A 20,445-nucleotide genomic window follows, 5' to 3' on the forward strand; every position below is an offset into this window, starting at 1 on the left:
AGGACCGGCCGGCGCCGTCGCCGCGGCCGTCAGGCGGGCAGCGGCAGGCGCACCGTGAACCGGCACCCGGGGCCGGCGTTGGCGACGTCGATCTCGCCGTCGTGGGCCTCGACCAGCCCCTTGGCGATGGCCAGCCCGAGCCCGGCCCGGCCGTCGCCCGGCGTGCGGGCGGCTTCGCCCCGGAAGGCCACCTCGAACACCCGGCCGAGGTCCTCGTCGGCGATCCCGCCGCAGCTGTCGGCGACGGCCACGTAGGCCCGGTCCCGCTCCACCCCGGCCTCGACCCAGACGGTCCCGTCGGCCGGCGTGTGGCGGATGGCGTTCTCGAGCAGGTTGCGCAGCGCCCGCAGGACCTCCGGGGTCGACAGCTCCACCTCGACCGCCCGCCCGTCGAGGTGGCCCTCCAGGCGGACGCCCTTGGCCTCGGCCACCGGCCCGGCGGCGGCGACGGCGTCGGAGACGACGTCGGCCAGCGCCGCCCGCTTCATCTCCAGCCGCAGGGCGCCGGCCTGGATGCGGCTCAGCTCGAACAGGTCGTCGACGAGGGCGGCGAGCCGGTCGGCCTCCTCCCGCAGGGTGCGGTGGTAGCGGTGGACGGTGGCCTCGTCGGTGACCACGCCGTCCTCCAGCGCCTCGGTGACGGCCCGGATGGCGGCGAGGGGCGTGCGCAGGTCGTGGGACACCCAGGCGACGAGCTCGCGGCGGGACCGCTCCATGGCCCGCTCCGAGGCCCGGGAGGCGTCGAGCCGGGCCGACATGGCGTCGAGCTCGGCGGCCAGGTCGGCCAGCTCCCGGGGGGCGGGGCGGTCCCCGGCGGCGCCGGCGCCGTCGCCGTCGCCGATGCGGCGGGCGGTGGCCCCGAGCCGGCGGCTGGCGGCCCCGACGCGGCGGCCGAGCACGACCGCGCACAGCACGCCGGCCGTCCCGCCGGCGGCCAGGATGACCCGCAGCGCCGCCAGGTCGTGGGCCGAGACGTACATCGCCTGGGCGGCCGCGGTCGTCCCGGCGGCCACGGCCGCCACCCCGGTCAGGGCGACGACGGCGACCTGCTCGGCGAGGGACCGCCGGCGCAGGGCCCACAGCGCGGCGGCCCCGGCCACGCCGGCCACCGCGGCCCAGCCGACGGTGAGGACCACGAGCGCCACGGCGTCGCCCGCCGGCAGCCCGGTCGCCACCGCGACGGCGACGACGAGCACGGCCCCGGCGGCCGCCGTGGCCACCGGCGCCCACCGCGTCATCTCGCCGCTCCCACCCGCCCCGCGTCGCAGCGGTAGCCGACCCCCCACACCGTCGCGATCAGCGACGGCCGGGACGGGTCGTCCTCCACCTTCTCCCGCAGCCGGCGGACGTGGACGGTCACCGTCGACGTGTCGCCGTAGGTGTAGCCCCACACCTGCTCGAGCAGCTCCTCCCGGCGGAAGGCCGTGCGGGGGTGGCGCAGGAAGAACACCAGCAGCTCGAACTCCCGGGTGGTGAGGGCCACCGGCGCCCCGGCCCTGCGCACCTCCCGGGCGGCCACGTCCACCTCGAGGTCGCCGGCGACGAGCACCTCGGGCCCGGCCGGCGGCCGCTCGGGCGGCGGCGCCTGGGCCCGGCGGAGCACGGACTTCACCCTGGCCGTGAGCTCCCTGGGCGAGAACGGCTTGGCCACGTAGTCGTCGGCGCCGAGCTCGAGGCCGGTCACCCGGTCGGCCTCGTCGCCCCGCGCCGTCAGCATGACGATCGGGATCGGGCCCATGGCCCGCAGCCGGCGGCACACCTCGATGCCGTCGATGCCGGGGAGCATGAGGTCGAGCACGACGAGGTCGGGGCGGTCGAGGGCGGCCGCCTCCAGTGCCCGCCGGCCGTCGTGGACGGCCTGCACGGCAAACCCCTCGCGCTCGAGGTAGCGGCGGACGACGTCGGCGACCGTCCGGTCGTCGTCGACGATCAGCACCCTGGCCACCGTCCCACCCTACGGACGCGGACGGCCCGGGGCCGGGCCGCCGGCCGGTAGTTCCGTCCCTCGTAAGGGGTAGGCCGGGCCCATGGCTCGCGTCGCGATCGTCACCGGCTCGGACTCCGGCATCGGCAAGGCCACCGCGGTGCGCCTGGCCCAGGACGGCTTCGACGTCGGCATCACCTGGCACACCGACGAGGCCGGTGCCAAGGGCGCCGCCGCCGAGGTGCAGGAGCTGGGCCGGCGGGCCGAGGTCCGCCACGTCGACCTGTCCTCGATGCCCGGCCCCGAGTCGGTCGTGGACGACCTGGCCGACGCCCTCGGCGGCCTCGACGTGCTCGTGAACAACGCCGGCACCGGGTCGTCGAGCCCGTTCCTCGACCAGGACCTCGACGGCTGGCGCCACGTGCTGGAGGTCGACCTGACGGCGCCGTTCCTGCTCGCCCAGCGGGCGGCGCAGCGCATGGTCGCGGCCGGCAAGGGCGGCCGCATCGTGAACGTCACGTCCGTGCACGAGCACGTGCCCCTGCCCGGGTCCTCGGCCTACTGCGCGGCGAAGGGCGGCCTCGGCCTCCTCACCAAGGTGATGGCCCTGGAGCTGGCCGAGCACGGGATCACGGTGAACGCCGTCGCCCCCGGCGAGATCTCCACGCCGATGACCGGCCAGCACGACGTCGACCCCCACACCGAGGACCGCCCCGGCATCCCGGCCAAGCGGCCGGGCCACGCCAGGGAAGTGGCGGAGGTGATCGCGTTCCTGGCCGGCGAGGGCTCGTCCTACGTCACCGGGTCGTCCTACGTGGTCGACGGCGGGCTCCTCCTCATGGCGGCCGTGCGGAACGAGGCCGGCTGAGGTGGACGTCGCCCCCGGGACGATCGTCGTGTGGGGCGACGTGGCCTGCCCGTGGGCCACGCTCGCCGTGCTCCGCCTGCACGCCACCCGGCGCCGGCTCGGCCTCGAGGGTCGGGTGACCTTCGAGCACCGGGCCTTCGCCCTCGAGCTGGCGAACGAGCGGCCCACGCCGTGGTCGACGCTCCAGGCCGAGGTGCCGGTGGTCGGCAACCTGGCCCCGGACGCCGGGCTCCAGGTCTGGCAGGCGCCGCCGTGGGAGTGGCCGGTCACCGTGCTGCCGGCGCTGGCCGCCGTGCAGGTGGCGGCCGAGCAGGGGCCGGCGGCGGCCGAGGCGCTCGACCTCGCCCTGCGCCTGGCCATGTTCGCCGACAGCCGGTGCGTCGCCATCCGGTCGGTGGTCCTCGACGTGGCCGGGAGCTGCGACGGGGTCGACGTGGACGCCCTGGCCGGCGGGCTCGACGACGGGCGCGGGACCCGGGCCGTCATCGACCAACACCGGGCCGCGGCCGACGCCGGGGTGCAGGGCAGCCCGCACCTGTTCCTCCCCGACGGCTCCGACGCCTTCAACCCCGGGGTGGAGATGCATTGGGAGGGCGGGTACGGGGAAGGGTTCCCCGTGGTCGATGCCGACGATCCGAGCGTGTACGAGCGGCTGCTGACGACCGCCGCCGGCTGAGCGCCGGGGGTCGCTCGCGGCCGTCCACGGCCGTGGGTGACGAATGTGTTACTGTCTCGTGACCCTGACGGTCACCTTCCCTGCGGTGCCGTCCCGGACCATCAGCGAGGCAGGGTGTGCATCGGCTCCTGACGCCCCCGGCCCATCGGGTCGTGGTGGCCATCCTCATCGGCGCGGCCGTCCTCCTGGGCGCGCTGCCGGCCCGTGCCGGCGACTCCCTGTCCGACGCGCGCGCGCAGCGGGACCGGGTCCGCTCGCAGCGGTCGCAGCTGGCCTCCCAGCTCGACACGCTCGAGGCCAGCGAGGCCGAGGTGAGCGCCGCGCTCGGCGGGCTGACCGCCAACGTGCGGGACCAGGAGGCGCTCGTCGCCGACGCCCGCCGGGCCGCCGACGAGGCCCACCGGGAGCTCGAGGTGGCGCGCGCCGAGGAGGCCCGGGCCGAGCAGCAGCTGGTCGAGCTGGAGGGGTCGCTCCGGGAGCTGGCCGTGCGGGCCTACGTCCAGCCGCCGTCGGAGGACGACCTGATCGCGCTCTCGTCGGACTCGGCCGACCAGGCCATGGTCCGCCAGGCCCTGCTCGACGTCCGGGCCGGCCAGTACACCGACCTGCTCGACCGCATGGAGGCCGCCAGGGAGGACCTCGAGCGCCAGCGGCAGCGGGCCGAGGACGCCGCGGCCGAGGCCGAGGCCCGGCAGGCGGCCGTCGAGGACCAGCTGGTCGAGCTCCAGGCGGCGAGGGACGAGCAGGCCCAGCTGATGCAGGCCGTGCAGCAGCGCATCGACCACAACCTGTCCGAGGCCGCCGCCCTGGCCAGCCTGGACCGGCAGCTGTCCGACCAGATCGCCCGCCGCGAGGCCGAGATCGCCGCCCAGCTGCGGGCCGCCGAGGCCCAGCGCCGGGCCCAGGAGCAGGCGGCGGCGCAGGCCGCGGCCCAGCGCCAGGCGGCCGCCCAGGCCGCGCAGCAGCAACAGCAGCAGGCGCCGGCCCCGTCGGCCCCGGCCACGAGCGCGCCGGCCGCGCCCGCCACCACCTCGCCGCCGCCCCCGCCGACGACGGCCCCGCCGCCCCCGCCGCCGCCCGAGCCGGACCCGCCCACCTTCGTGTCGCCGGGCCTGTCCAACGTCCGGGGGATCGTGGTGGCGTCGTCCATCGCCGGCCAGCTGTCGGCCATGCTGGCCGCGGCCGAGGCCGACGGCATCGTCCTGTCGGGCGGCGGCTACCGCGACCCCGCCCAGCAGATCGCCCTGCGCCGGGCCCACTGCGGCACCAGCTACTACGCCATCTACCAGATGCCGGCCTCGCAGTGCTCGCCGCCGACGGCCATCCCGGGCACGTCGATGCACGAGCAGGGCCTCGCCATCGACTTCACCTACGGCGGGTCGGTGATCTCGTCGCACAGCAGCCCGGCCTTCCAGTGGCTGGCCGCGCACGCCTCGACCTACGGCTTCTTCAACCTGCCGAGCGAGCCGTGGCACTGGTCGGTGAACGGCAACTGACCCACCACATGGGGTAGTCGCGCCCGCACGTCCCGTCGTACGATCCCGCGGCGGGCGGGACGCGACGAAAGGTGGGGGACATGCAGCGCTTTCGGCGGTGGGGGCTGATCGCCCTCGTCCTGGCGGCCCCGCTGGTGGCCGTCCCCGAGGTCGGCGCGGCGGCGCCGACGGGCCCGACGGTCCTCGCCCGCTCGGCCGCCTCGACGGTCGTCCGGGACGGGGCCTGGGTGTTGCGGACGTACTCGACGGCGCTGGCGTCGCCGACGGTCGTGACCTACCGGGGCCGGGCCGTGGACGGCGGCTGCCGCTACGGCGGCACCGAGCGGGTGCGGCCCGGGGCCGTGCCGGCCGGGATGGTGGTCGTCGAGCGGGAGATCGGGCACGACCTGTCGGCCTGCCGGCTGCGGGTCGAGCGGGGGCTGGCCCCGGCCGGCTCGGTGGGCGGGGCGGACGGCCGCGTCGTGTCCCGCGAGGCCGTGCCGGCCGGCGAGGTGGGGCCGTCGACGCGGGCCAGCGCCGGCGCCTTCCACATGACGTACTACGAGGACCCGATCGGCATCGACGTGACGAGCGTGCAGGCGGACATCCGCTGGTCCTACGACTGGTCGTGCGTGACCAACAGCTGGGACCACATCGGCCACTGGGGCTGGTACACGCCCTCCGGCTGGGTGCGTGACGACTACTCGGTCAGCGCCTACCGCTACTGCGACGGCGCCACGACGATCGTCTACGGCCTGTTCCACAACACGCCGTTCTGCTACCCGTACCCGGCGACCTACAACGAGTACGACGTCACCGTCGTGAAGGGCCAGAAGGACGGGTCGTACTGGATGCAGTGGAACGCCTACAAGTGGGGCGGCTGCAACGAGATGCTGTCGTTCCACCGGACGCACGGCTGGATCTGACGTGCTGGCGGTGCCGCTCCTCGCCCTCGGCCTGGCCGCGCTGGCGGTCGTGCGGGGCGGGGGGCGGCCCCGGCCGGCGCTCGTGGCCGCCGCGCTGGCCGCCGCCGCCGTGGCCGCCGCCGGGGTGGGCGTGGCGCTGGCCGGGGACGAGGGGCCCGGCGTGGTGGCCTGGGCCGCCGCCCCCGTCGTGCTGACGGCGGTCGACCTCGCCGGCGCCCGCTCGTCCCGGGCCGGGGCCGTCCACCTGGGGGCGGTCGCGCTCGTCGCCGCCTTCGTGGCCGTGACCGGGCTGTCGATCGGGGTCGTCTTCGTGCCCGCCCTGGCCCTCCTGGCCGTGGCCGGGCTGGGCGCCCCGGCCTACGTCCGCAGGTAGGAGGCGCCGTTCACGTCGACGACGGTGCCGGTGGTGAACACGGCCTCGGGCGAGGCCAGGAAGGCGACGACGGCCGCCACCTCGTCGGGGGTGGCCACCCGGCCGAGCGGGCTCTGGGCGCGGACGGCGTCGCCCTCCGGCCCCTCGAGGATCGACGCCGCCATGTCGGTGGCCACGAACCCGGGCGCCACCGTCGTCACCGTGATGCCGTGGGGGGCGAGGGCCACGGCCAGCGACTGGCCCATGCTGTTCAGCCCGGCCTTGCTGGCGCCGTAGGCGGGGTGGTCGGGCTCTCCCCGGAAGGCGCCCCGTGAGGACACGTTGACGATGCGGCCACCGCCCCGGCGGAGCAGGTGCTGCACCGCGCACCAGGTGACGTTGGCCGTCCCGACGAGGTTGGTGTCGATCACGGTCCGCCAGGCCCGCTGCCAGTCCTCGTAGGACACCTCGGCGATGCGGTGCTCCTCGTAGACGGCGGCGTTGTTGACGAGGATGTCGAGGCCGCCGAGCCCATCGGCGGCCTCGTCCACCATCCGCCGCACGCCCTCGGGGTCGGCGAGGTCGGCCTGGACGACGAGATGGCCGTCGCCGGCCAGCAGGGCGAGGGTCTCCCGGGCGGCGTCCTCGCCCGAGCGGTGGTGGACGGCCACCCGGGCCCCCAGCGAGGCGAGCCGGGCGCAGACGGCCCGACCGATCCCCCGGGACCCGCCGGTGACGAGCGCGGCGGAGCCGGAGAGGTCGATCACGGAGCAGGGAGGCTAACCCCCGCCGCCGAGGATGTGCTCTGATCCAGGCGACATGGCGCTGGAGCCGGAGGGTGGGGATGGCGGACGTCGACGGCACGTGTGACCCGCAGTTCGAGCGTGTCCGGGCGACGCTCGCGCAGCAGCTGGACGCCGAGGAGCTCGGCGCGTCGGTCGCCGTCGACGTCGACGGCGAGACCGTCGTCGACCTCTGGGGCGGCTGGAGGGACGAGGCGCGGACGACCCCGTGGACCCGCGACACGATCGTCACCGTCTGGTCGACCACGAAGCCGGTCACCAACCTGGCCATGCTGACCCTGGTCGAGCAGGGCCGGCTCGACGTCGACGCACCGGTCGCCCGCTACTGGCCGGAGTTCGCCGCCAACGGCAAGGAGGGGATCACCGTCCGGCAGGTGATGTCCCACACCTCGGGCCTCTCCGGGTGGGACTCGCCGCTGACGATCGAGGACGTGTACGACTGGGACGGCGCCGTCGCCCGGCTGGCCGCCCAGGCCCCGTGGTGGGAGCCGGGGACGGCCTCGGGCTACCACGCCCTGAACCAGGGGCACCTGCTCGGCGAGGTGCTGCGCCGCATCGACGGGCGGTCGCTCAAGCAGTACGTGGCCGAGGAGCTGGCCGGGCCGCTGTCGGCCGACTTCCAGATCGGGGCGAAGGAGGAGGACTGGGACCGCATCGCCCCCGTCGTGCCCCCGCCGCCGCTGCCCGTGGACCTCGCCGTCCTCGACCCGATGAGCCCGGTGGTGCGCACGTTCACCGGCCCGCTCCCCGACGCGGGGTGGGCCAACACGCCCGGCTGGCGGGGCGCCGACATCGGCGCCGCCAACGGGCACACCAACGCCCGCGGCGTCCTCGACGTCATGCGGGTGGTGTCGCTCGGCGGCGAGGCCGGCGGGGTGCGGCTGCTGTCGGCGGCGACGATCGACCGCATCTTCGAGGTGCAGTCGTACGGCGTGGACCTCGTGCTCGGCCTGCCGATCCGCTTCGGCCTGGGCTTCGGCCTGCCGACCCCCGAGACCATCCCCTTCGTCCCCGAGGGGAGGATCTGCTACTGGGGCGGGTGGGGCGGCTCGTGGATCGTCATGGACCTCGAGCGCCGCCTGACGATCGGCTACGTGATGAACCGGATGGGCCCCGGCCTCGTCGGCAGCGACCGCACCGACGCCTACGTCACGGCCGCCTACGCCGCCTTCGACGAGAGCGGGTGACGGGAATCGAACCCGCGTTCTCAGCTTGGGAAGCTGATGTTCTGCCGCTGAACTACACCCGCGAGGAGCGCTCAGCTTAGTCAGCCCGTCCCCCGCCCGATCGCGGCGAGCCGGGGGAACAGCCACGGCGCGATCCAGTGGGCGCCGCTCACCGTGACGTGCACGCCGTCGGAGCGGACCCGCACGCCGTCGACGTCGCGCACGTACTCCGTGCCCGGCGTGACGTGGGCGCCGAACTCCACGAGCGTGACCGACCCGGGGTGGCGGGCGGCCACCTCCCGCACGAGCCGGTTCCAGGCGTCGACCCTGGCCGGCTCGTCCTCCGGGAAGATCCCGCCGTCGGGCCGCTCGCCCCGGCGGTAGTAGGGGGCGGTGAGCAGGGCGACGCGGGCGCCCCTGGCCGTCGTCACCGCCACCATCGTCTCGAGCTCCTCCAGCAGGTAGGCGTCGAAGGCCGGCTGGCCGACGTGGGCCCACTCGCCGTCGTGCACCCGCTCCATCACCTCCCACCGGCCGACGAGCACGGCGACCACGTCGGGGTCGTGGGTGGCGATCCAGCCCGCCCACGTCTCTGGCCAGGTCTCGCACTCCGGGAGCTGCTCCTTCTCGGCGCCGAAGTACCGGTACGGCCCGCCCCGCACGATCCCGCAGCCGAGGCGGGCCTCGGACACGAGGTCGACGCCGTACCCGCTCACGTCGGGCAGGCCCTGGGCCATCGTCATCGCCACCGAGTCGCCGACGAGCAGGACCTTCACGTCGCCGACGGGCGGCGGGCGGGTCGACGTCGTCGTCGAGGCGACGGTGACGGCCGCGGCCTTGGCGGCGCCGGCGGTGCCCGGAGGGGCCGGCGCGGTGGTCGACGGCGGGGCCGTCGTCGGGGGCGGGGGTGCGGCGGCGACGACCGGGGCGGCGGCCGGCCCGCCGACGGTGGCCACCACGACCACCACGGCGGTGACGGCGACGGCGCCGGCCAGGCCGAGCGCCAGGCGGGGCGAGCGGTCGCGCCGGGCCCGCACCGGCAGCTCCAGGAGGCGGTGGGAGGCGGCGGCGACGGCGACGGTCACGAGCGACCGCACGGCCAGCAGCGGCCACCCGGTCAGCCCGGTGCGGGCGCCGTTCAGGGCGAGGAACAGCGGCCAGTGCCACAGGTACACGCCGTAGGAGATGCGGCCGAGGGCGACGAGCGGCCGGGCCGACAGCGCCCGACCGACCGCGGCGCCGGGGGCGAGCTCGACCGCGGCCACGACCGTCCCAGCGGCGAGGGCGGCGGCGAGGAGCCCGCCCTCGTACAGGTCGGCCCGCCCGCCGTCGACGGCGACCGTCATCCAGGCCAGCACGGCCGCCCCGGCCACGCCGGCGACGCCGGCCCCCGGCACCGGCCGCCCGCCCCGGCGGGCCAGGCCGACGGCGAGCAGGGCGCCGACCAGCAGGCCGGTGGCGTGGGTGTCGGTGCCGAGGTACACCCGGCTCGGGTCGGTGAGCGGGCGGTGCAGCGCGGCCATGAGGACGGTCGAGCCGGCCGCGCCGAGGCCGGCGACGGCGGCGAGGGCGACGAGCGGCCGCCGCCACCGCAGGGCCAGCCCGACCACGAGCGGCCACACCAGGTAGAACTGCTCCTCGACGGCCAGCGACCAGGTGTGCAGCAGCGGCGACGGCGGCGCCGCCTCCCCGAAGTAGCTCGCCGCCCCGGCCACGAACCGCCAGTTGGCCACGTAGGCCAGCGCTCCGAGCCCGTCGCCCCGCAGGGCGGCGTCGGTGCGGTCGCCGGCGCCGAGGCGGAGGGCGACGGTGGCGGCCACGACGGCCAGGAGCGGCGGGAGCAGGCGGGCGGCCCGGTACCGCCAGAACCGGCCGAGGCGCAGGCCGCCCGTGGCCGAGCCCTCGTCGAGCAGGAGGGTCGTGATCAGGTAGCCGCTCAGCACGAAGAAGACGTCGACGCCGAGGAACCCGCCCTCGGCCCACGGCATGCCGCCGTGGAAGGCGAGCACGGCGGCGACGGCCACGCCCCGCAGGCCGTCGAGGGCCGGTCGCCGCGTCCCGGGGCCGACGGCGGCGGGGGCGTCACCGACCACGGCGGCCATCGGCCCCCATCCTGTCCGCCGGCGCGCCCCCCAGTCGGTCCCGGCGCCGGGGCGCTAGTCGGCGATGCGCTTCAGGCGCTCGACCTCGTCCTCCCCGGCGGCGAGGTCGCCGACGGCCGGCGCCCCGGCCGTCTCGTAGGTCACGTGCAGGGTGCCGTTCGGGAACGTGACCGACTCGACGAGGCGGAGGGCGGCGGGCACGGTGGCGTCCCCGAAGGCGCGCTTGCCGGCCCCGAGCACGAGCGGGTAGATCCACAGGTCGAGCCGGTCGACGAGCCCGGCGCCGAGGAGCGATCGCACGAGGTCGAGGCTGCCGATCACGTGGACCTCGCGGTGGCGCTCCTTCAGCGCCGCGACGCTCGCCGCCAGCTCGCCGGTGAGCAGGGTGGAGCCCTGCCACCGGAGCGGCTCGGCGAGGGTCCGGCTGGCGACGTACTTCGGCACGGCGTTGAGCAGGCCGGTGAACGGGATCTCCTGCGGCGCGTCCGGCCAGTAGCCGGCGAACAGCTCGTAGGTCCTCCGCCCGAGCAGCAGAGCGTCCATCGCCGCGGCCCGCTCGAGCATGACGCGGCCCGACGCCTCGTCGACCAGGGGCGCCTGCCAGCCGCCGTACGCGAAGCCGCCCTCGCGGTCCTCGTCGGGCCCTCCCGGCGCCTGGGCGACGCCGTCGAGGGTCGTGAACTCGGTGACGACGAGGGTGCCCATGTCGACCGCTCAGTCGCTGGCCCGGCGGCGGCCCTCGACCCTGGCCTTCTCCTGCTGCTCCCGGCGGTGCCGGGGCCGGTCGGCGTCCGACCGGGCCAGCACCGACCAGACCTCCTCCAGCAGCGCGTCGGCGTGGAAGGGGCGGTCGAGGAAGCCGTCGATCCCCGACTGCCACGAGAACATCGGGTTGCTCCCCTGGCGGGCCAGCAGCACGACCCGCACGGACTGCACGGCCGAGTCCCGGGAGTGGCGGATGGCGTCGAGCAGCTTGAGGTTGGCCCCGCTCGCGCCCAGGTCGAGCACGGCGACGTCGGGGTGTTCGGCGGCGGCGACGGCCATGGCCCGGTCGTGGGACGGCGCGGTCAGCACGTCGTAGCCGGCCCGCTCGAGGAGTCGGCGCAGCAGCTCCAGCGCGTCCTGGTCGTCCTGGACGACCAGCACGCGGGCCGGGCCGCCCGGCGCCCCCCGCTCAGTCCTGGACCGTCGGAGCAACGGCCGCCCCCTGGCGTCTCCCGTCGCCGGCCTGGAGGGCGTCGAGGACGTGGATGGCGATGTCCGCCACCTTCACCTCGTCGTCGTCCTTGCCGGCGCCCTTCACACCGTCGTCGATCATGATGTAGCAGAACGGGCAGGCGGTAGCGATGCGGCCGGCGCCGGTGGCGATGAGCTCCTCCGAGCGGGCGTCGTTGACCCGCTTGCCGAGCGTCTCCTCCATCCACATCCTGGCCCCGCCGGCCCCGCAGCAGAGGCCCTTGTTGGCGTTGCGGGGCGCCTCGACGACCTCGACCCCGCCGAGCGAGGCGATCACCCGCCGGGGGGCCAGGTACACGTCGTTGTGGCGGCCGAGGTAGCAGGAGTCGTGGTACACGATGCGCTCGGCGAGCGAGGCGCCGCTCAGGTCGAGGCGGCCGGAGGTGATCAGCTGGTCGAGCAGCTGGCTGTGGTGGATCACCTCGTAGCGCCCGCCCAGCTGGGGGTACTCGTTGGCCAGCGTGTTGAAGCAGTGCGGGCACTGGGCGACGATCTTCCTCACCCCCATGCCCTCGAACGTCTCGACGTTCTGCATGGCGAGCATCTGGTACAGGTACTCGTTGCCCGAGCGCCTGGCCGGGTCCCCCGAGCACAGCTCGGAGGGACCGAGGACGGCGAAGTCCACGCCGGCCCGCTGCATCAGCTTGGCCATGGCCCGCGTGACCCGCCGGTTCTTGTCGTCGAAGGAGCCGGCGCAGCCGACGAAGTAGAGGTACTCGGCGTCGAGGGGCGCCGAGCCGTCGACGACGCGGACGCCGTCGAGGCCCCTCGCCCAGTCGGCCCGCTCGCCCTGGCTCATCCCCCACGGGTTCGAGGAGTTCTCCATCGACCGGTAGGCGGCGCCCAGCTCGGTCGGGAAGTTGGACTCCATGAGCGACAGGTAGCGCCGCATGTCGAGGATCTTGTCGAGGATCTCGATGCCGACCGGGCAGGCCTCGTCGCAGGCCTTGCACGACGTGCAGGCCCAGATCTCCTCGGGCGTGATCCGCTCGAACACGTTGCTCGCCGACACCGTGATGTCGCCGTCGACGCCGAGGGGCGGCGACACGGGCGGCGTGCCCGTGAGCGCCATGGTCTCGCCCACCTTGAGGACGATCTCGCGCGGGTCGAGCGACTTGCCGGTCAGGTGGGCCGGGCAGGACGCCGTGCACCGGCCGCACATGGTGCAGGCGTCGGTGTCGAGCAGCTGCTTCCAGGTGAAGTCCTCGACGGCCGACGCGCCGAACGTCTCGAGCTCGGTCTCCATCAGGTTGGGCAGCGGCTTCATGGCGCCCTTGGGCCGCTCCCGGTCCCGCAGGTAGAGGTTGAGCGGCGAGGTGAACATGTGCCGCAGCATCGTGACCGGGAGGATGGCGAGGAAGGCCAGGAAGAACAGGGCGTGGACGATCCACCAGCCCTGGTGCCAGCCGCTCAGGTGGTCGGCCCCGTCCACGAGGCCGGACAGGGGGTAGCCGACCCACGACCACCGCTCCCACTCCTGGCGGTCGCCGAGGGCGATGCGGAACGCCTCGGCCCCGAAGCCGGTCACCCCGATGCCGAGGAACACGAGGAGGATCAGCGCGTGCTCGGGCTTGGACTTGATGCGGATCCGGTACGGGCGCCAGGGGCCGTAGCGGCGGACGAGCGCCCACACCACGCCGACGAGGAACAGCACCCCGGCCGTGTCGGCCACGAACGAGTAGGCCCGGTACACGTCGCCGTGCAGGAACTTGGCCGACTCCGGCATCTGGTGGTCGATCTCGAGCACCGTGGTGACGGCCAACAGCACGAGGAAGCTGAAGTAGATCAGCGAGTGCATGACGCCGGCGGCGGGGTCGCGGAGGACGGTCTGCATGTAGACCCCGGCCCGGAAGTCGCCCAGCCGGCGCTTGACGTTGGCGGCCGTCGTGTCCCGGCGGTCGGGCTTGCCCCGCTCCCAGTTGCGGACGCGGTTGGCGAACTGGACGGTCCCGTAGACGAGGAGGAGCGCGGTCAGGGTGTAGAAGACGGCTTCGACGACGTCCGGGACGTTGCCGAAGGTCCGCCGGCTGACCGGCGAGTCGTCGTGGAACCCGAAGAGCGACGCCGTCGCGTACGAGCCGACGGTGACGATCGTGACCAGCGCCCCGATGGCGATGGCGACGTGGCGGGCGCGGACCCTGGTGCCGTTCATGTCGCCGCGGAAACTACTCCCGGGCCGTCGCCCGGAACGAACCCCCTGGCGCCGTCCGGGGTCAGGCGAAGGCCTTGGCGTCCAGCTCCCGCACGCGGGCGGCGAGGCTGGTCAGGAGCTTCCTCGCCACGGTCGGCACCTCGTCCAGCAGCCCCGAGAACTCGCGGGCCCCGATGACCAGCACGGTCATCGCCCCGTCGGCGACGACGGTGGCCGTGCGGGGCCCGTGGTCGAGCAGGGACAGCTCGCCGGCGGCATCGCCGGGGCCGAGCGTGGCGACCCGGCGGCCGTTGCGGCGCACGGTGGCCGTGCCGTCGACGATCACGAAGCACTCCCGGCCGACCTGGCCCTGCTCCATGAGCACGCGGCCGGGCTCGACCTGGAGCTCGTCGGCGGCCCTGGCCACCCGCTGGAGGTCGCGCTTGGACAGGGACCGGAACAGCGGCACCTGCGCGAGGTGCTCGAGGTAGGCAGCTCTGGGCACCGAAGGAGTGTAGGGACTGGCGCCGTTCACGGGCAGGAAACCCCGCCGAAACGCGCCGTGCCTACGGTCGGGAGCGATGGACGTCGCCAAGGTGCGCTGGCCGTCGCAGGGCGCCGACCTCGAGCGACTGCGGGCCGCCGACCGCCCCCGCCTCGTGCTCGTGGAGCCGGGCGCGCCCCCGCCGGTGCCGACCAGCTGCCGGGAGGACTGGGTCCGGCTCCCGGCCGACGACGGCGACGTGGCCGCCCGCCTCGACGGCATCCGCCGGCGCACGTCGGCCCACGGCGAGCCCGTGCCGGTCGTGGACGAGGACGGCGTGCTCCGCCACCGCTCGGCCCTGGTGCCGCTGCCACCGGTCGAGGCCCGCCTGGCCGCCGCGCTCGTCGCCCGCCGGGGCGCGGTCGTGAGCCGCGAGGCGCTGGCCCGGGCCGGCTGGCCGTCCGGCGCGCCGGGCCGCAACGCCCTCGACGTGCACGTGCTGCGCCTGCGCCGCCGGCTGCCGCCGCTCGGCCTCGCCATCCGCACCGTGCGCTCCCGCGGCTACCTGCTGGAGGCGTGCGACGGTCGGTCAGACGGGCGACAGCGAGCCGTGCGCGACGCGTAACGGCGGGCACACCGACGCGAAACCGGCCGTCCGTACCGTCCGGGCATGCGACCTCTCCGCCGTTCCATCGCCGGCGCCGCGCTCGCGGTGGCCGCCGCGCTCGTCCTGGCCGCTCCGGCCGGGGCCCAGACGGGGACCGGCGCCCCCGAGGAGGCGGCCACCGCGCTCGGCCAGCAGGTGAACCTCCTGTGGATCGTGCTCGGGGCCATCCTCGTGGTGTTCATGCAGGCCGGGTTCGCCCTGGTCGAGACCGGGTTCTGCCGGGCCAAGCACGCCGCCCACGTCATGAGCACGAACTTCGCCGTCTTCGGCCTGGGGTTCGTCGCCTTCTTCCTCGTCGGCTACGGCCTGATGTTCGGCGGCTACAGCTACGTGCTGCCGGGCTACGACTTCGGCTATGCCCACCCGGTCGGGGACCGCCTGTTTGCCATCGGCGACTGGGTGTTCGTGTGGAAGGGCGGGTTCGCGCTGACCGACCTGTCCGGGCCGACGGGCGCGGCCGTCGCCGGCTTCTTCTTCTACATGGTCGCCTTCATGGACACCGTGGCGACGATCCCGACCGGCGCGATGGCCGAGCGGTGGAAGTGGACCTCGTTCGTCGGCTGGGGCCTGTTCTGCGGCGCCGTCTACTACCCGCTGTTCGGGGCGTTCACCTGGGGCGGCGGCTGGCTGAGCCAGCTCGGCAACAACCTGGAGCTCGGGTTCGGCTACGTCGACTTCGCCGGCTCGGGCGTGGTCCACGCCATGGGCGGGGTGGCCGCCCTGGCGGGCGCGGTCGTCCTCGGGCCCCGCATCGGCAAGTTCGGCCCGGACGGCATGCCGAGGACGATCCCCGGCCACCACGTCCCGATGGCGATGCTCGGCACGTTCATCCTGCTGTTCGGCTGGTTCGGCTTCAACGCCGCGTCCACCCTCGCCGCCACCGACGTGCAGTTCGCCGTCGTCGCCACCAACACCGCCATCGCCGGGGCGTTCGGGTCGGTGGTCGGCATGTTCTGGGTGATGCGCAGGACCGGCAGGCCCGACCCCGGGATGATGGTCAACGGCATGCTCGCCGGGCTGGTCGCCGTCACCGCCCCGTGCGCGTTCGTGGACCCGTGGGCCGCGGCCGTGATCGGCTCGGTGGCGGCCGTGGTCGTGATCGAGGCCATCTGGTTCGTCGAGCGCCGGCTGAAGGTCGACGACCCGGTCGGCGCCATCTCCGTCCACGGCGTGGGCGGCCTGCTCGGCGTCCTCAGCGTCGGCATCTTCGCCAACGGCCGCTACGGCGCGGGGTGGAACCTGACCGCCACGGGGGCGGCGACCGACGCCGCCGGGGTCACGGGCATCCTCACCGACGTCGGCCTGGGCCTCCGCCAGCTGGCCTCGCAGGCGATCGCCGCGCTCACGATCTGCGGGATGGGCCTCGTCGCCTACGCGTTCTTCCGGGTGCAGGACGCGCTGACCGCCGGCGGGATCCGGCCGAGCGAGGCCGACGAGCTCGCCGGGCTCGACCTGCCCGAGACGGGCGCGCTCGCCTACCCGGAGTTCGTCCTCGGCGAGCCGGCCGCCGCGGGGCCGGTGGCCGTCAGGCCCGACGACCGGGAGGTCGTCACCCTGCCGTGACCGCCGCCGCGCCGACGCCGCTCTCCGGGGCACCGCCCGACCCGCTCGGCCGAGGCCGTCCCCCCGGCCGGCGCCCGGGCCCGGCGGTGCCCCGGCGGCGGGGCCGGTGAGCACCGGGGCCGCCCTCGCCGACATCCTCGCCGTCCTCCTCGCCGCCAAGCTGGCGGCCGAGGGGGCGGAGCGGCTCGGCGTGCCGGCCGTGGTCGGGGAGATCCTGGCCGGCCTCGTCGTCGGCCCGTCGGTCCTCGGGCTGGTCGAGCCGAGCGACGTGCTCGCCGTGCTGGCCGAGCTGGGCGTGATCCTCCTCCTGCTCGAGGTCGGCCTCCAGACCGACCCGGCCGAGCTGGGCGCGGTCGGGGGCCGCTCGCTGTCGGTGGCCGGCGTCGGCGTGGCCCTGCCGTTCGCCCTCGGCTACGGCGCCGTCGCCGCCATGGGGGAGGGGGGCTCGGCGGCCCTGTTCACCGGGGCGGCGCTGACGGCGACCAGCGTCGGCATCACCGCCCGGGTCTTCGCCGACCTGCGGGCGCTGGCGACCCCCGAGGCGAGGACCGTGCTCGGCGCGGCCGTGGCCGACGACGTGATCGGCCTCGTCCTCCTCACCGTCGTCGTCCGGGCCGTGACCGAGGGGTCGGTGTCGGCCGGCTCGGTGGCCGCCCTCGTCGCCGCCGCCCTCGCCTTCCTCGTCGTCGCCGGGGCGGCCGGGCTGCGGCTGGCCCCGCCGCTGTTCGACCGGGTCGACCGGGTGGCCCGCTCGGCGGGGACGATGGTGGCGCTCGCGCTCGCGTTCACCCTGGCCGTGGCCGAGCTGGCGTCGGTCGCCCGGCTCGCGCCCATCGTCGGCGCGTTCGTCGCCGGGCTGGCGCTCGGGCGCAGCCGCCAGGCCGACCGCATCGGGCGGGAGCTGGCGCCGGTCGGCCACCTGCTCGTGCCCGTGTTCTTCCTCCAGATCGGCATCGAGACCGAGGTCGCCGCCTTCGCCCGCCCGGCCGTGCTGGCCACCGCCGGCGTGCTCGTCGCCGTCGCCGTCGCCGGCAAGGTGGCGTCGGGGTGGGCGATGCGGGGCTCGGCCGGGGACCGGCTGCTCGTCGGCCTGGCCATGGTCCCGAGGGGCGAGGTGGGGCTGATCTTCGCGGCGATCGGGCTGCGGGACGGCGTGCTCGACCAGGACCTGTACGCCGGGCTGCTCCTCGTCGTGCTGGCCACGACCCTGGCGACGCCGCCCCTCCTCCGCGCCCGCCTCCGGCGCCTGCGGGCGACGGTGCCCGCCCCGGCCGCCGCCGGACCGGAGCCGGCGGGCGGCTGGCTGCGGACCGCGGGCGGGGTCGTGGACCTGGCCGGCGGGCGTCCCCCGGCCCACCGGGCGCTCGACCTCGCGCTCGACGCCGCGGTGGCCGTGCGCGACGCCGCCCCCGGCCCCGCGCTCCTCGACTGGCTGGGCGAGGCCGCCGGCGCCCCGCTGCGCTGGGACCGCCGGGCGACGGCCGCCCTCCTCCGGGTCCTGCGGGAGGGCACGCCCCGCTCGTGGCGGTTCCTCGAGACGACCGGCGTGCTCGACCGGGCGCTGCCCGAGCTGGCCGAGGCCGTCCGCCGCCGCCGGGCCGATCCCTTCGACCTCGACCCGGCCGGCGCCCTGCGGTGGCGGGTGGTCGAGGCGCTGCACGACCGCGTCGCCGACGACCGTCACGCGGCCGCCGAGTACGCCCGCCTGGCGCACCCCGAGTGGCTGCTGCTCGCCGCGCTGCTCGTCGAGGCGGCCGGCGACGAGCCGCCGGTGGCGCTGGCCCGCCGCCTGGCCCACCGCCTGGACGTGGGCGCCGTCGCCGAGCAGGAGCTGGCCCTCCTCGTCGCGGCCACGGGCCTGCTGCGGTCGGCGGCGGCCAGGGGCCCGACCGAGGACGTCGTCCTCCCGCTCGCCGCCCACCTCGACACGCCCGAGCGGGCCCGGGCCCTGTTCCTGCTCGCGCTCGCCGTCGCGGGGGACGACCGGCTGGAGGCCGCCCGCCTCCGGGACGCGCACGACGCCGTGCAGGCGGCGCTGGCCCACCCCGAGCTGACCGGCCGGGCGGCGCGCAACCTCGTCGGCCGCCGCCGGGCCGAGGTGGCCCGCCTGGTGAACGGCGACGCCGGGGTGGCGGCCCGGCTGGCGGCCGCGCCCAGGGCCCACGTGCTCGCCACCGACGCCGCCGCCCTGGCCCGCCAGGCCCGGCTGCTGGAGCCGCCGCCCCGGCCGGGCGAGGCGCGGGCGGCGGTGGCCGACCACGGCACGGGCTGGGTGGTCGACGTCGCCGCCCGGGACTTCCCCGGCCTGCTCGCCACCGCCGCCGGCGCGCTGGCGGCGCTCGGCCACCACGCCACGCGGGTGACGGCCGGGACGTGGCCCGACGGCTCGGCCGTGGACAGCTTCACCGTCCCGCGGGGGGACCGGCCCGACGCCGCCGCCGTGGTGGCCGCCGTCGAGGCCGCGCTGGCCCACCCACCGGAGGCCGTCCCCGTGCCGGGGGCCGAGGTCCGCTTCGACGACGACGCCTCGCCCTGGTACACGGCCTGCGAGGTGACCGCGCCCGACCGGCTGGGCGTGCTCGCCGACGTCGCCGCCGCGCTCACCGCGGCCGGGGCCGACGTCCACGGCGCGGTGGTCGCCGTCGACCCGGCCGGCGGGGCGACCGCCCGCTTCGAGCTCACCGACCGGCGGGGCCAGAAGCTCGACGACGCCGCCAGGGCGGCGATCGCCGCCACCCTCGTGTCCGGCCGCCGGCCCGCCCGGCTCCTCCGGCGGCGCTGACCGGCCCGACGGCGTCAGCCGGCCTGGCGCGCCACCTCGGCGGCGCCGGCCTCGGCCGCCTCCCGGTCGAGGTAGCCGGACCCGACCGGCCGCAGGTCCTCGTCCAGGTGGTACACGAGCGGGTTGCCGGTCGGGATGTTGAGGTCGGCGATCTCGTCGTCGGGGATGCGGTCGAGGTGCTTCACCAGCGCCCGCAGGCTGTTGCCGTGGGCGGCCAGCAGCACGACCCGGCCGGCCCGCAGGTCGGGGACGACGGCGTCGGCCCAGTACGGGAGCATGCGGGCGACCACGTCGGCCAGGCACTCGCTCGCCGGCAGCACGTCGGGCGGCAGGTCGCGGTAGCGGGGGTCGTGGCCGGGGTGGTGCTCGGAGCCGGGGTCGACGGGCGGCGGCGGCACGTCGTAGCTCCGCCGCCAGGCGAACACCTGCTCCTTGCCGTAGCGCTCGGTGGTCGCCTTCTTGTCGAGGCCCTGGAGGGCGCCGTAGTGGCGCTCGTTCAGCCGCCAGTGGCGCCGCACCGGCACCCAGAGGCGGCCGCAGGCCCGCAGGCAGAGGTCGGCGGTGCGGATCGCCCTGACGAGGACGGACGTGTGGACCACGTCGGGGAGCACGCCCGCCTCGGCCAGCAGCTCGCCGCCCCGGCGTGCCTCGGCCTCGCCCCGCTCGGTCAGGTCGCAGTCGTACCAGCCGGTGAACAGGTTCTCGGCGTTCCACGTGCTCTGCCCGTGGCGGAGGAGGACGAGGGTGGTCATCGGCACCAACGGTAGGTTCCCCCCGTGACCGCCGAGCTCACCTTCGACCGCTGGCACCGCTACGACGACCTCACCGCCCTGCTCCAGGGCTGGGCCGAGGCCCGGCCCGACCTCGTGGAGGTGACGAGCGCGGGCCGGTCCCACGAGGGCCGCGAGATCTGGCTCGCCACGGTGACGAATACGACCACCGGGCCGGCGGCCGAGAAGCCGGCGCTCTGGGTGGACGGCGGCATCCACGCCACCGAGCTGGCCGGCACCGAGGCCGCCCTCCACCTCGTCCACCACCTCGTCACCCGCTACGGCGAGGACGAGCGGGTGACGAGGGCGCTCGACACGAGGACGTTCTACGTGCTGCCCCGGATCAACCCCGACGGCGCCGAGCTGGCCACGGCCGAGCGGCCCCGGTTCCTGCGCTCGAGCACCCGGCGGTGGCCGCTCGTCGACCCGGTCGACGGCCTCGTGCCCGAGGACGTCGACGGCGACGGCCGCATCCTCACCATGCGGGTGCCCGACCCCAACGGGACCTGGGTGGCCCATC

Annotated in this window: 19 protein-coding genes and 1 tRNA gene; 10 read left to right on the forward strand and 10 right to left on the reverse strand. The window is 76.0% G+C overall.

Features of this window, described 5'->3' with window-relative positions:
- Positions 1 to 29: 29 nt before the first annotated feature.
- Both VGB14_04470 and VGB14_04475 read right to left on the reverse strand, forming a co-directional pair.
- On the reverse strand, positions 30 to 1,238 hold the full coding sequence (locus tag VGB14_04470; protein HEX9992163.1) for a HAMP domain-containing sensor histidine kinase: 1,209 nt from the start codon (positions 1,236 to 1,238) through the stop codon (positions 30 to 32).
- Positions 1,235 to 1,945 (reverse strand): response regulator transcription factor, encoded by a 711-nt coding sequence (locus VGB14_04475; GenBank protein ID HEX9992164.1) that lies wholly within the window; start codon positions 1,943 to 1,945, stop codon positions 1,235 to 1,237. The genes VGB14_04470 and VGB14_04475 overlap by 4 nt, the downstream gene beginning before the upstream one ends.
- Positions 1,946 to 2,027: 82 nt before the next feature.
- Between VGB14_04475 and VGB14_04480 the strand changes: the two genes are divergently transcribed.
- From VGB14_04480 to VGB14_04500, 5 genes are all read left to right on the forward strand, one after another.
- Positions 2,028 to 2,792: an SDR family oxidoreductase gene (locus VGB14_04480; protein HEX9992165.1), complete on the forward strand. Its 765-nt coding sequence runs from the start codon at positions 2,028 to 2,030 to the stop codon at positions 2,790 to 2,792.
- A gap of 1 nt (position 2,793) precedes the next feature.
- Positions 2,794 to 3,468 (forward strand): DsbA family protein, encoded by a 675-nt coding sequence (locus VGB14_04485; protein HEX9992166.1) that lies wholly within the window; start codon positions 2,794 to 2,796, stop codon positions 3,466 to 3,468.
- Positions 3,469 to 3,620: 152 nt separating this feature from the next.
- On the forward strand, positions 3,621 to 4,964 hold the full coding sequence (locus tag VGB14_04490; GenBank protein ID HEX9992167.1) for a D-alanyl-D-alanine carboxypeptidase family protein: 1,344 nt from the start codon (positions 3,621 to 3,623) through the stop codon (positions 4,962 to 4,964).
- An 80-nt stretch (positions 4,965 to 5,044) separates the two neighbouring features.
- Entirely contained in the window at positions 5,045 to 5,869 is an 825-nt protein-coding gene (locus tag VGB14_04495) for a hypothetical protein (protein HEX9992168.1), read from the forward strand.
- 10 nt (positions 5,870 to 5,879) lie between these two features.
- Positions 5,880 to 6,242: a hypothetical protein gene (locus VGB14_04500; GenBank protein ID HEX9992169.1), complete on the forward strand. Its 363-nt coding sequence runs from the start codon at positions 5,880 to 5,882 to the stop codon at positions 6,240 to 6,242.
- Here VGB14_04500 and VGB14_04505 read toward each other — a convergent pair.
- On the reverse strand, positions 6,227 to 6,988 hold the full coding sequence (locus VGB14_04505; GenBank protein ID HEX9992170.1) for an SDR family oxidoreductase: 762 nt from the start codon (positions 6,986 to 6,988) through the stop codon (positions 6,227 to 6,229). The two genes, VGB14_04500 and VGB14_04505, sit on opposite strands and share 16 nt — an antisense overlap.
- 77 nt (positions 6,989 to 7,065) lie before the next feature.
- Between VGB14_04505 and VGB14_04510 the strand changes: the two genes are divergently transcribed.
- Entirely contained in the window at positions 7,066 to 8,211 is a 1,146-nt protein-coding gene (locus tag VGB14_04510) for a serine hydrolase domain-containing protein (protein HEX9992171.1), read from the forward strand.
- On the opposite strand, the gene VGB14_04515 is transcribed toward VGB14_04510, so the two are convergent.
- The 6 genes from VGB14_04515 to VGB14_04540 form a co-directional block, all read right to left on the reverse strand.
- Positions 8,203 to 8,273: transfer RNA gene (locus VGB14_04515), tRNA-Gly, on the reverse strand. The two genes, VGB14_04510 and VGB14_04515, sit on opposite strands and share 9 nt — an antisense overlap.
- A gap of 18 nt (positions 8,274 to 8,291) precedes the next feature.
- Positions 8,292 to 10,292, reverse strand: coding sequence for an acyltransferase family protein (locus tag VGB14_04520; GenBank protein ID HEX9992172.1), 2,001 nt, complete (start codon positions 10,290 to 10,292; stop codon positions 8,292 to 8,294).
- A gap of 54 nt (positions 10,293 to 10,346) precedes the next feature.
- Positions 10,347 to 10,997, reverse strand: coding sequence for a dihydrofolate reductase family protein (locus VGB14_04525; protein ID HEX9992173.1), 651 nt, complete (start codon positions 10,995 to 10,997; stop codon positions 10,347 to 10,349).
- A gap of 9 nt (positions 10,998 to 11,006) precedes the next feature.
- The gene (locus VGB14_04530; protein HEX9992174.1) at positions 11,007 to 11,438 is read right to left on the reverse strand and encodes a response regulator; all 432 of its coding nucleotides are present in this window, start codon (positions 11,436 to 11,438) and stop codon (positions 11,007 to 11,009) included.
- A gap of 28 nt (positions 11,439 to 11,466) precedes the next feature.
- Entirely contained in the window at positions 11,467 to 13,680 is a 2,214-nt protein-coding gene (locus VGB14_04535; GenBank protein ID HEX9992175.1) for a heterodisulfide reductase-related iron-sulfur binding cluster, read from the reverse strand.
- A gap of 61 nt (positions 13,681 to 13,741) precedes the next feature.
- Entirely contained in the window at positions 13,742 to 14,164 is a 423-nt protein-coding gene (locus VGB14_04540; GenBank protein HEX9992176.1) for a cyclic nucleotide-binding domain-containing protein, read from the reverse strand.
- Between the two features lie 76 nt (positions 14,165 to 14,240).
- On the opposite strand from VGB14_04540, the gene VGB14_04545 reads away from it, so the two are divergent.
- From VGB14_04545 to VGB14_04555, 3 genes are all read left to right on the forward strand, one after another.
- Positions 14,241 to 14,768 (forward strand): winged helix-turn-helix domain-containing protein, encoded by a 528-nt coding sequence (locus VGB14_04545; protein HEX9992177.1) that lies wholly within the window; start codon positions 14,241 to 14,243, stop codon positions 14,766 to 14,768.
- Between the two features lie 45 nt (positions 14,769 to 14,813).
- Positions 14,814 to 16,373 carry an ammonium transporter gene (locus VGB14_04550; protein HEX9992178.1) on the forward strand — a complete coding sequence of 520 codons (1,560 nt, stop codon included), beginning with the start codon at positions 14,814 to 14,816 and terminating at the stop codon, positions 16,371 to 16,373.
- A 106-nt stretch (positions 16,374 to 16,479) separates the two neighbouring features.
- Positions 16,480 to 19,155: a cation:proton antiporter gene (locus VGB14_04555; GenBank protein HEX9992179.1), complete on the forward strand. Its 2,676-nt coding sequence runs from the start codon at positions 16,480 to 16,482 to the stop codon at positions 19,153 to 19,155.
- A gap of 14 nt (positions 19,156 to 19,169) precedes the next feature.
- Here VGB14_04555 and VGB14_04560 read toward each other — a convergent pair whose 3' ends face one another.
- On the reverse strand, positions 19,170 to 19,907 hold the full coding sequence (locus tag VGB14_04560) for a phosphoglyceromutase (protein HEX9992180.1): 738 nt from the start codon (positions 19,905 to 19,907) through the stop codon (positions 19,170 to 19,172).
- A gap of 24 nt (positions 19,908 to 19,931) precedes the next feature.
- On the opposite strand from VGB14_04560, the gene VGB14_04565 reads away from it, so the two are divergent.
- On the forward strand, positions 19,932 to 20,445 hold a 514-nt coding region (locus VGB14_04565; GenBank protein HEX9992181.1), incomplete at its 3' end, for a M14 family zinc carboxypeptidase.

The organism is Acidimicrobiales bacterium, from assembly GCA_036399815.1.
Taxonomy (GTDB): domain Bacteria; phylum Actinomycetota; class Acidimicrobiia; order Acidimicrobiales; family DASWMK01; genus DASWMK01.

Coding starts and splice junctions, on each gene's coding strand:
- VGB14_04470 (HEX9992163.1), bottom strand. CDS start 1,238: ATGACGCGGTGGGCGCCGGTGGCCACGGCGGCCGCCGGGGCCGTGCTC.
- VGB14_04480 (HEX9992165.1), top strand. CDS start 2,028: ATGGCTCGCGTCGCGATCGTCACCGGCTCGGACTCCGGCATCGGCAAG.
- VGB14_04495 (HEX9992168.1), top strand. CDS start 5,045: ATGCAGCGCTTTCGGCGGTGGGGGCTGATCGCCCTCGTCCTGGCGGCC.
- VGB14_04510 (HEX9992171.1), top strand. CDS start 7,066: ATGGCGGACGTCGACGGCACGTGTGACCCGCAGTTCGAGCGTGTCCGG.
- VGB14_04520 (HEX9992172.1), bottom strand. CDS start 10,292: ATGGCCGCCGTGGTCGGTGACGCCCCCGCCGCCGTCGGCCCCGGGACG.
- VGB14_04525 (HEX9992173.1), bottom strand. CDS start 10,997: ATGGGCACCCTCGTCGTCACCGAGTTCACGACCCTCGACGGCGTCGCC.
- VGB14_04535 (HEX9992175.1), bottom strand. CDS start 13,680: ATGAACGGCACCAGGGTCCGCGCCCGCCACGTCGCCATCGCCATCGGG.
- VGB14_04545 (HEX9992177.1), top strand. CDS start 14,241: ATGGACGTCGCCAAGGTGCGCTGGCCGTCGCAGGGCGCCGACCTCGAG.
- VGB14_04550 (HEX9992178.1), top strand. CDS start 14,814: ATGCGACCTCTCCGCCGTTCCATCGCCGGCGCCGCGCTCGCGGTGGCC.
- VGB14_04560 (HEX9992180.1), bottom strand. CDS start 19,907: ATGACCACCCTCGTCCTCCTCCGCCACGGGCAGAGCACGTGGAACGCC.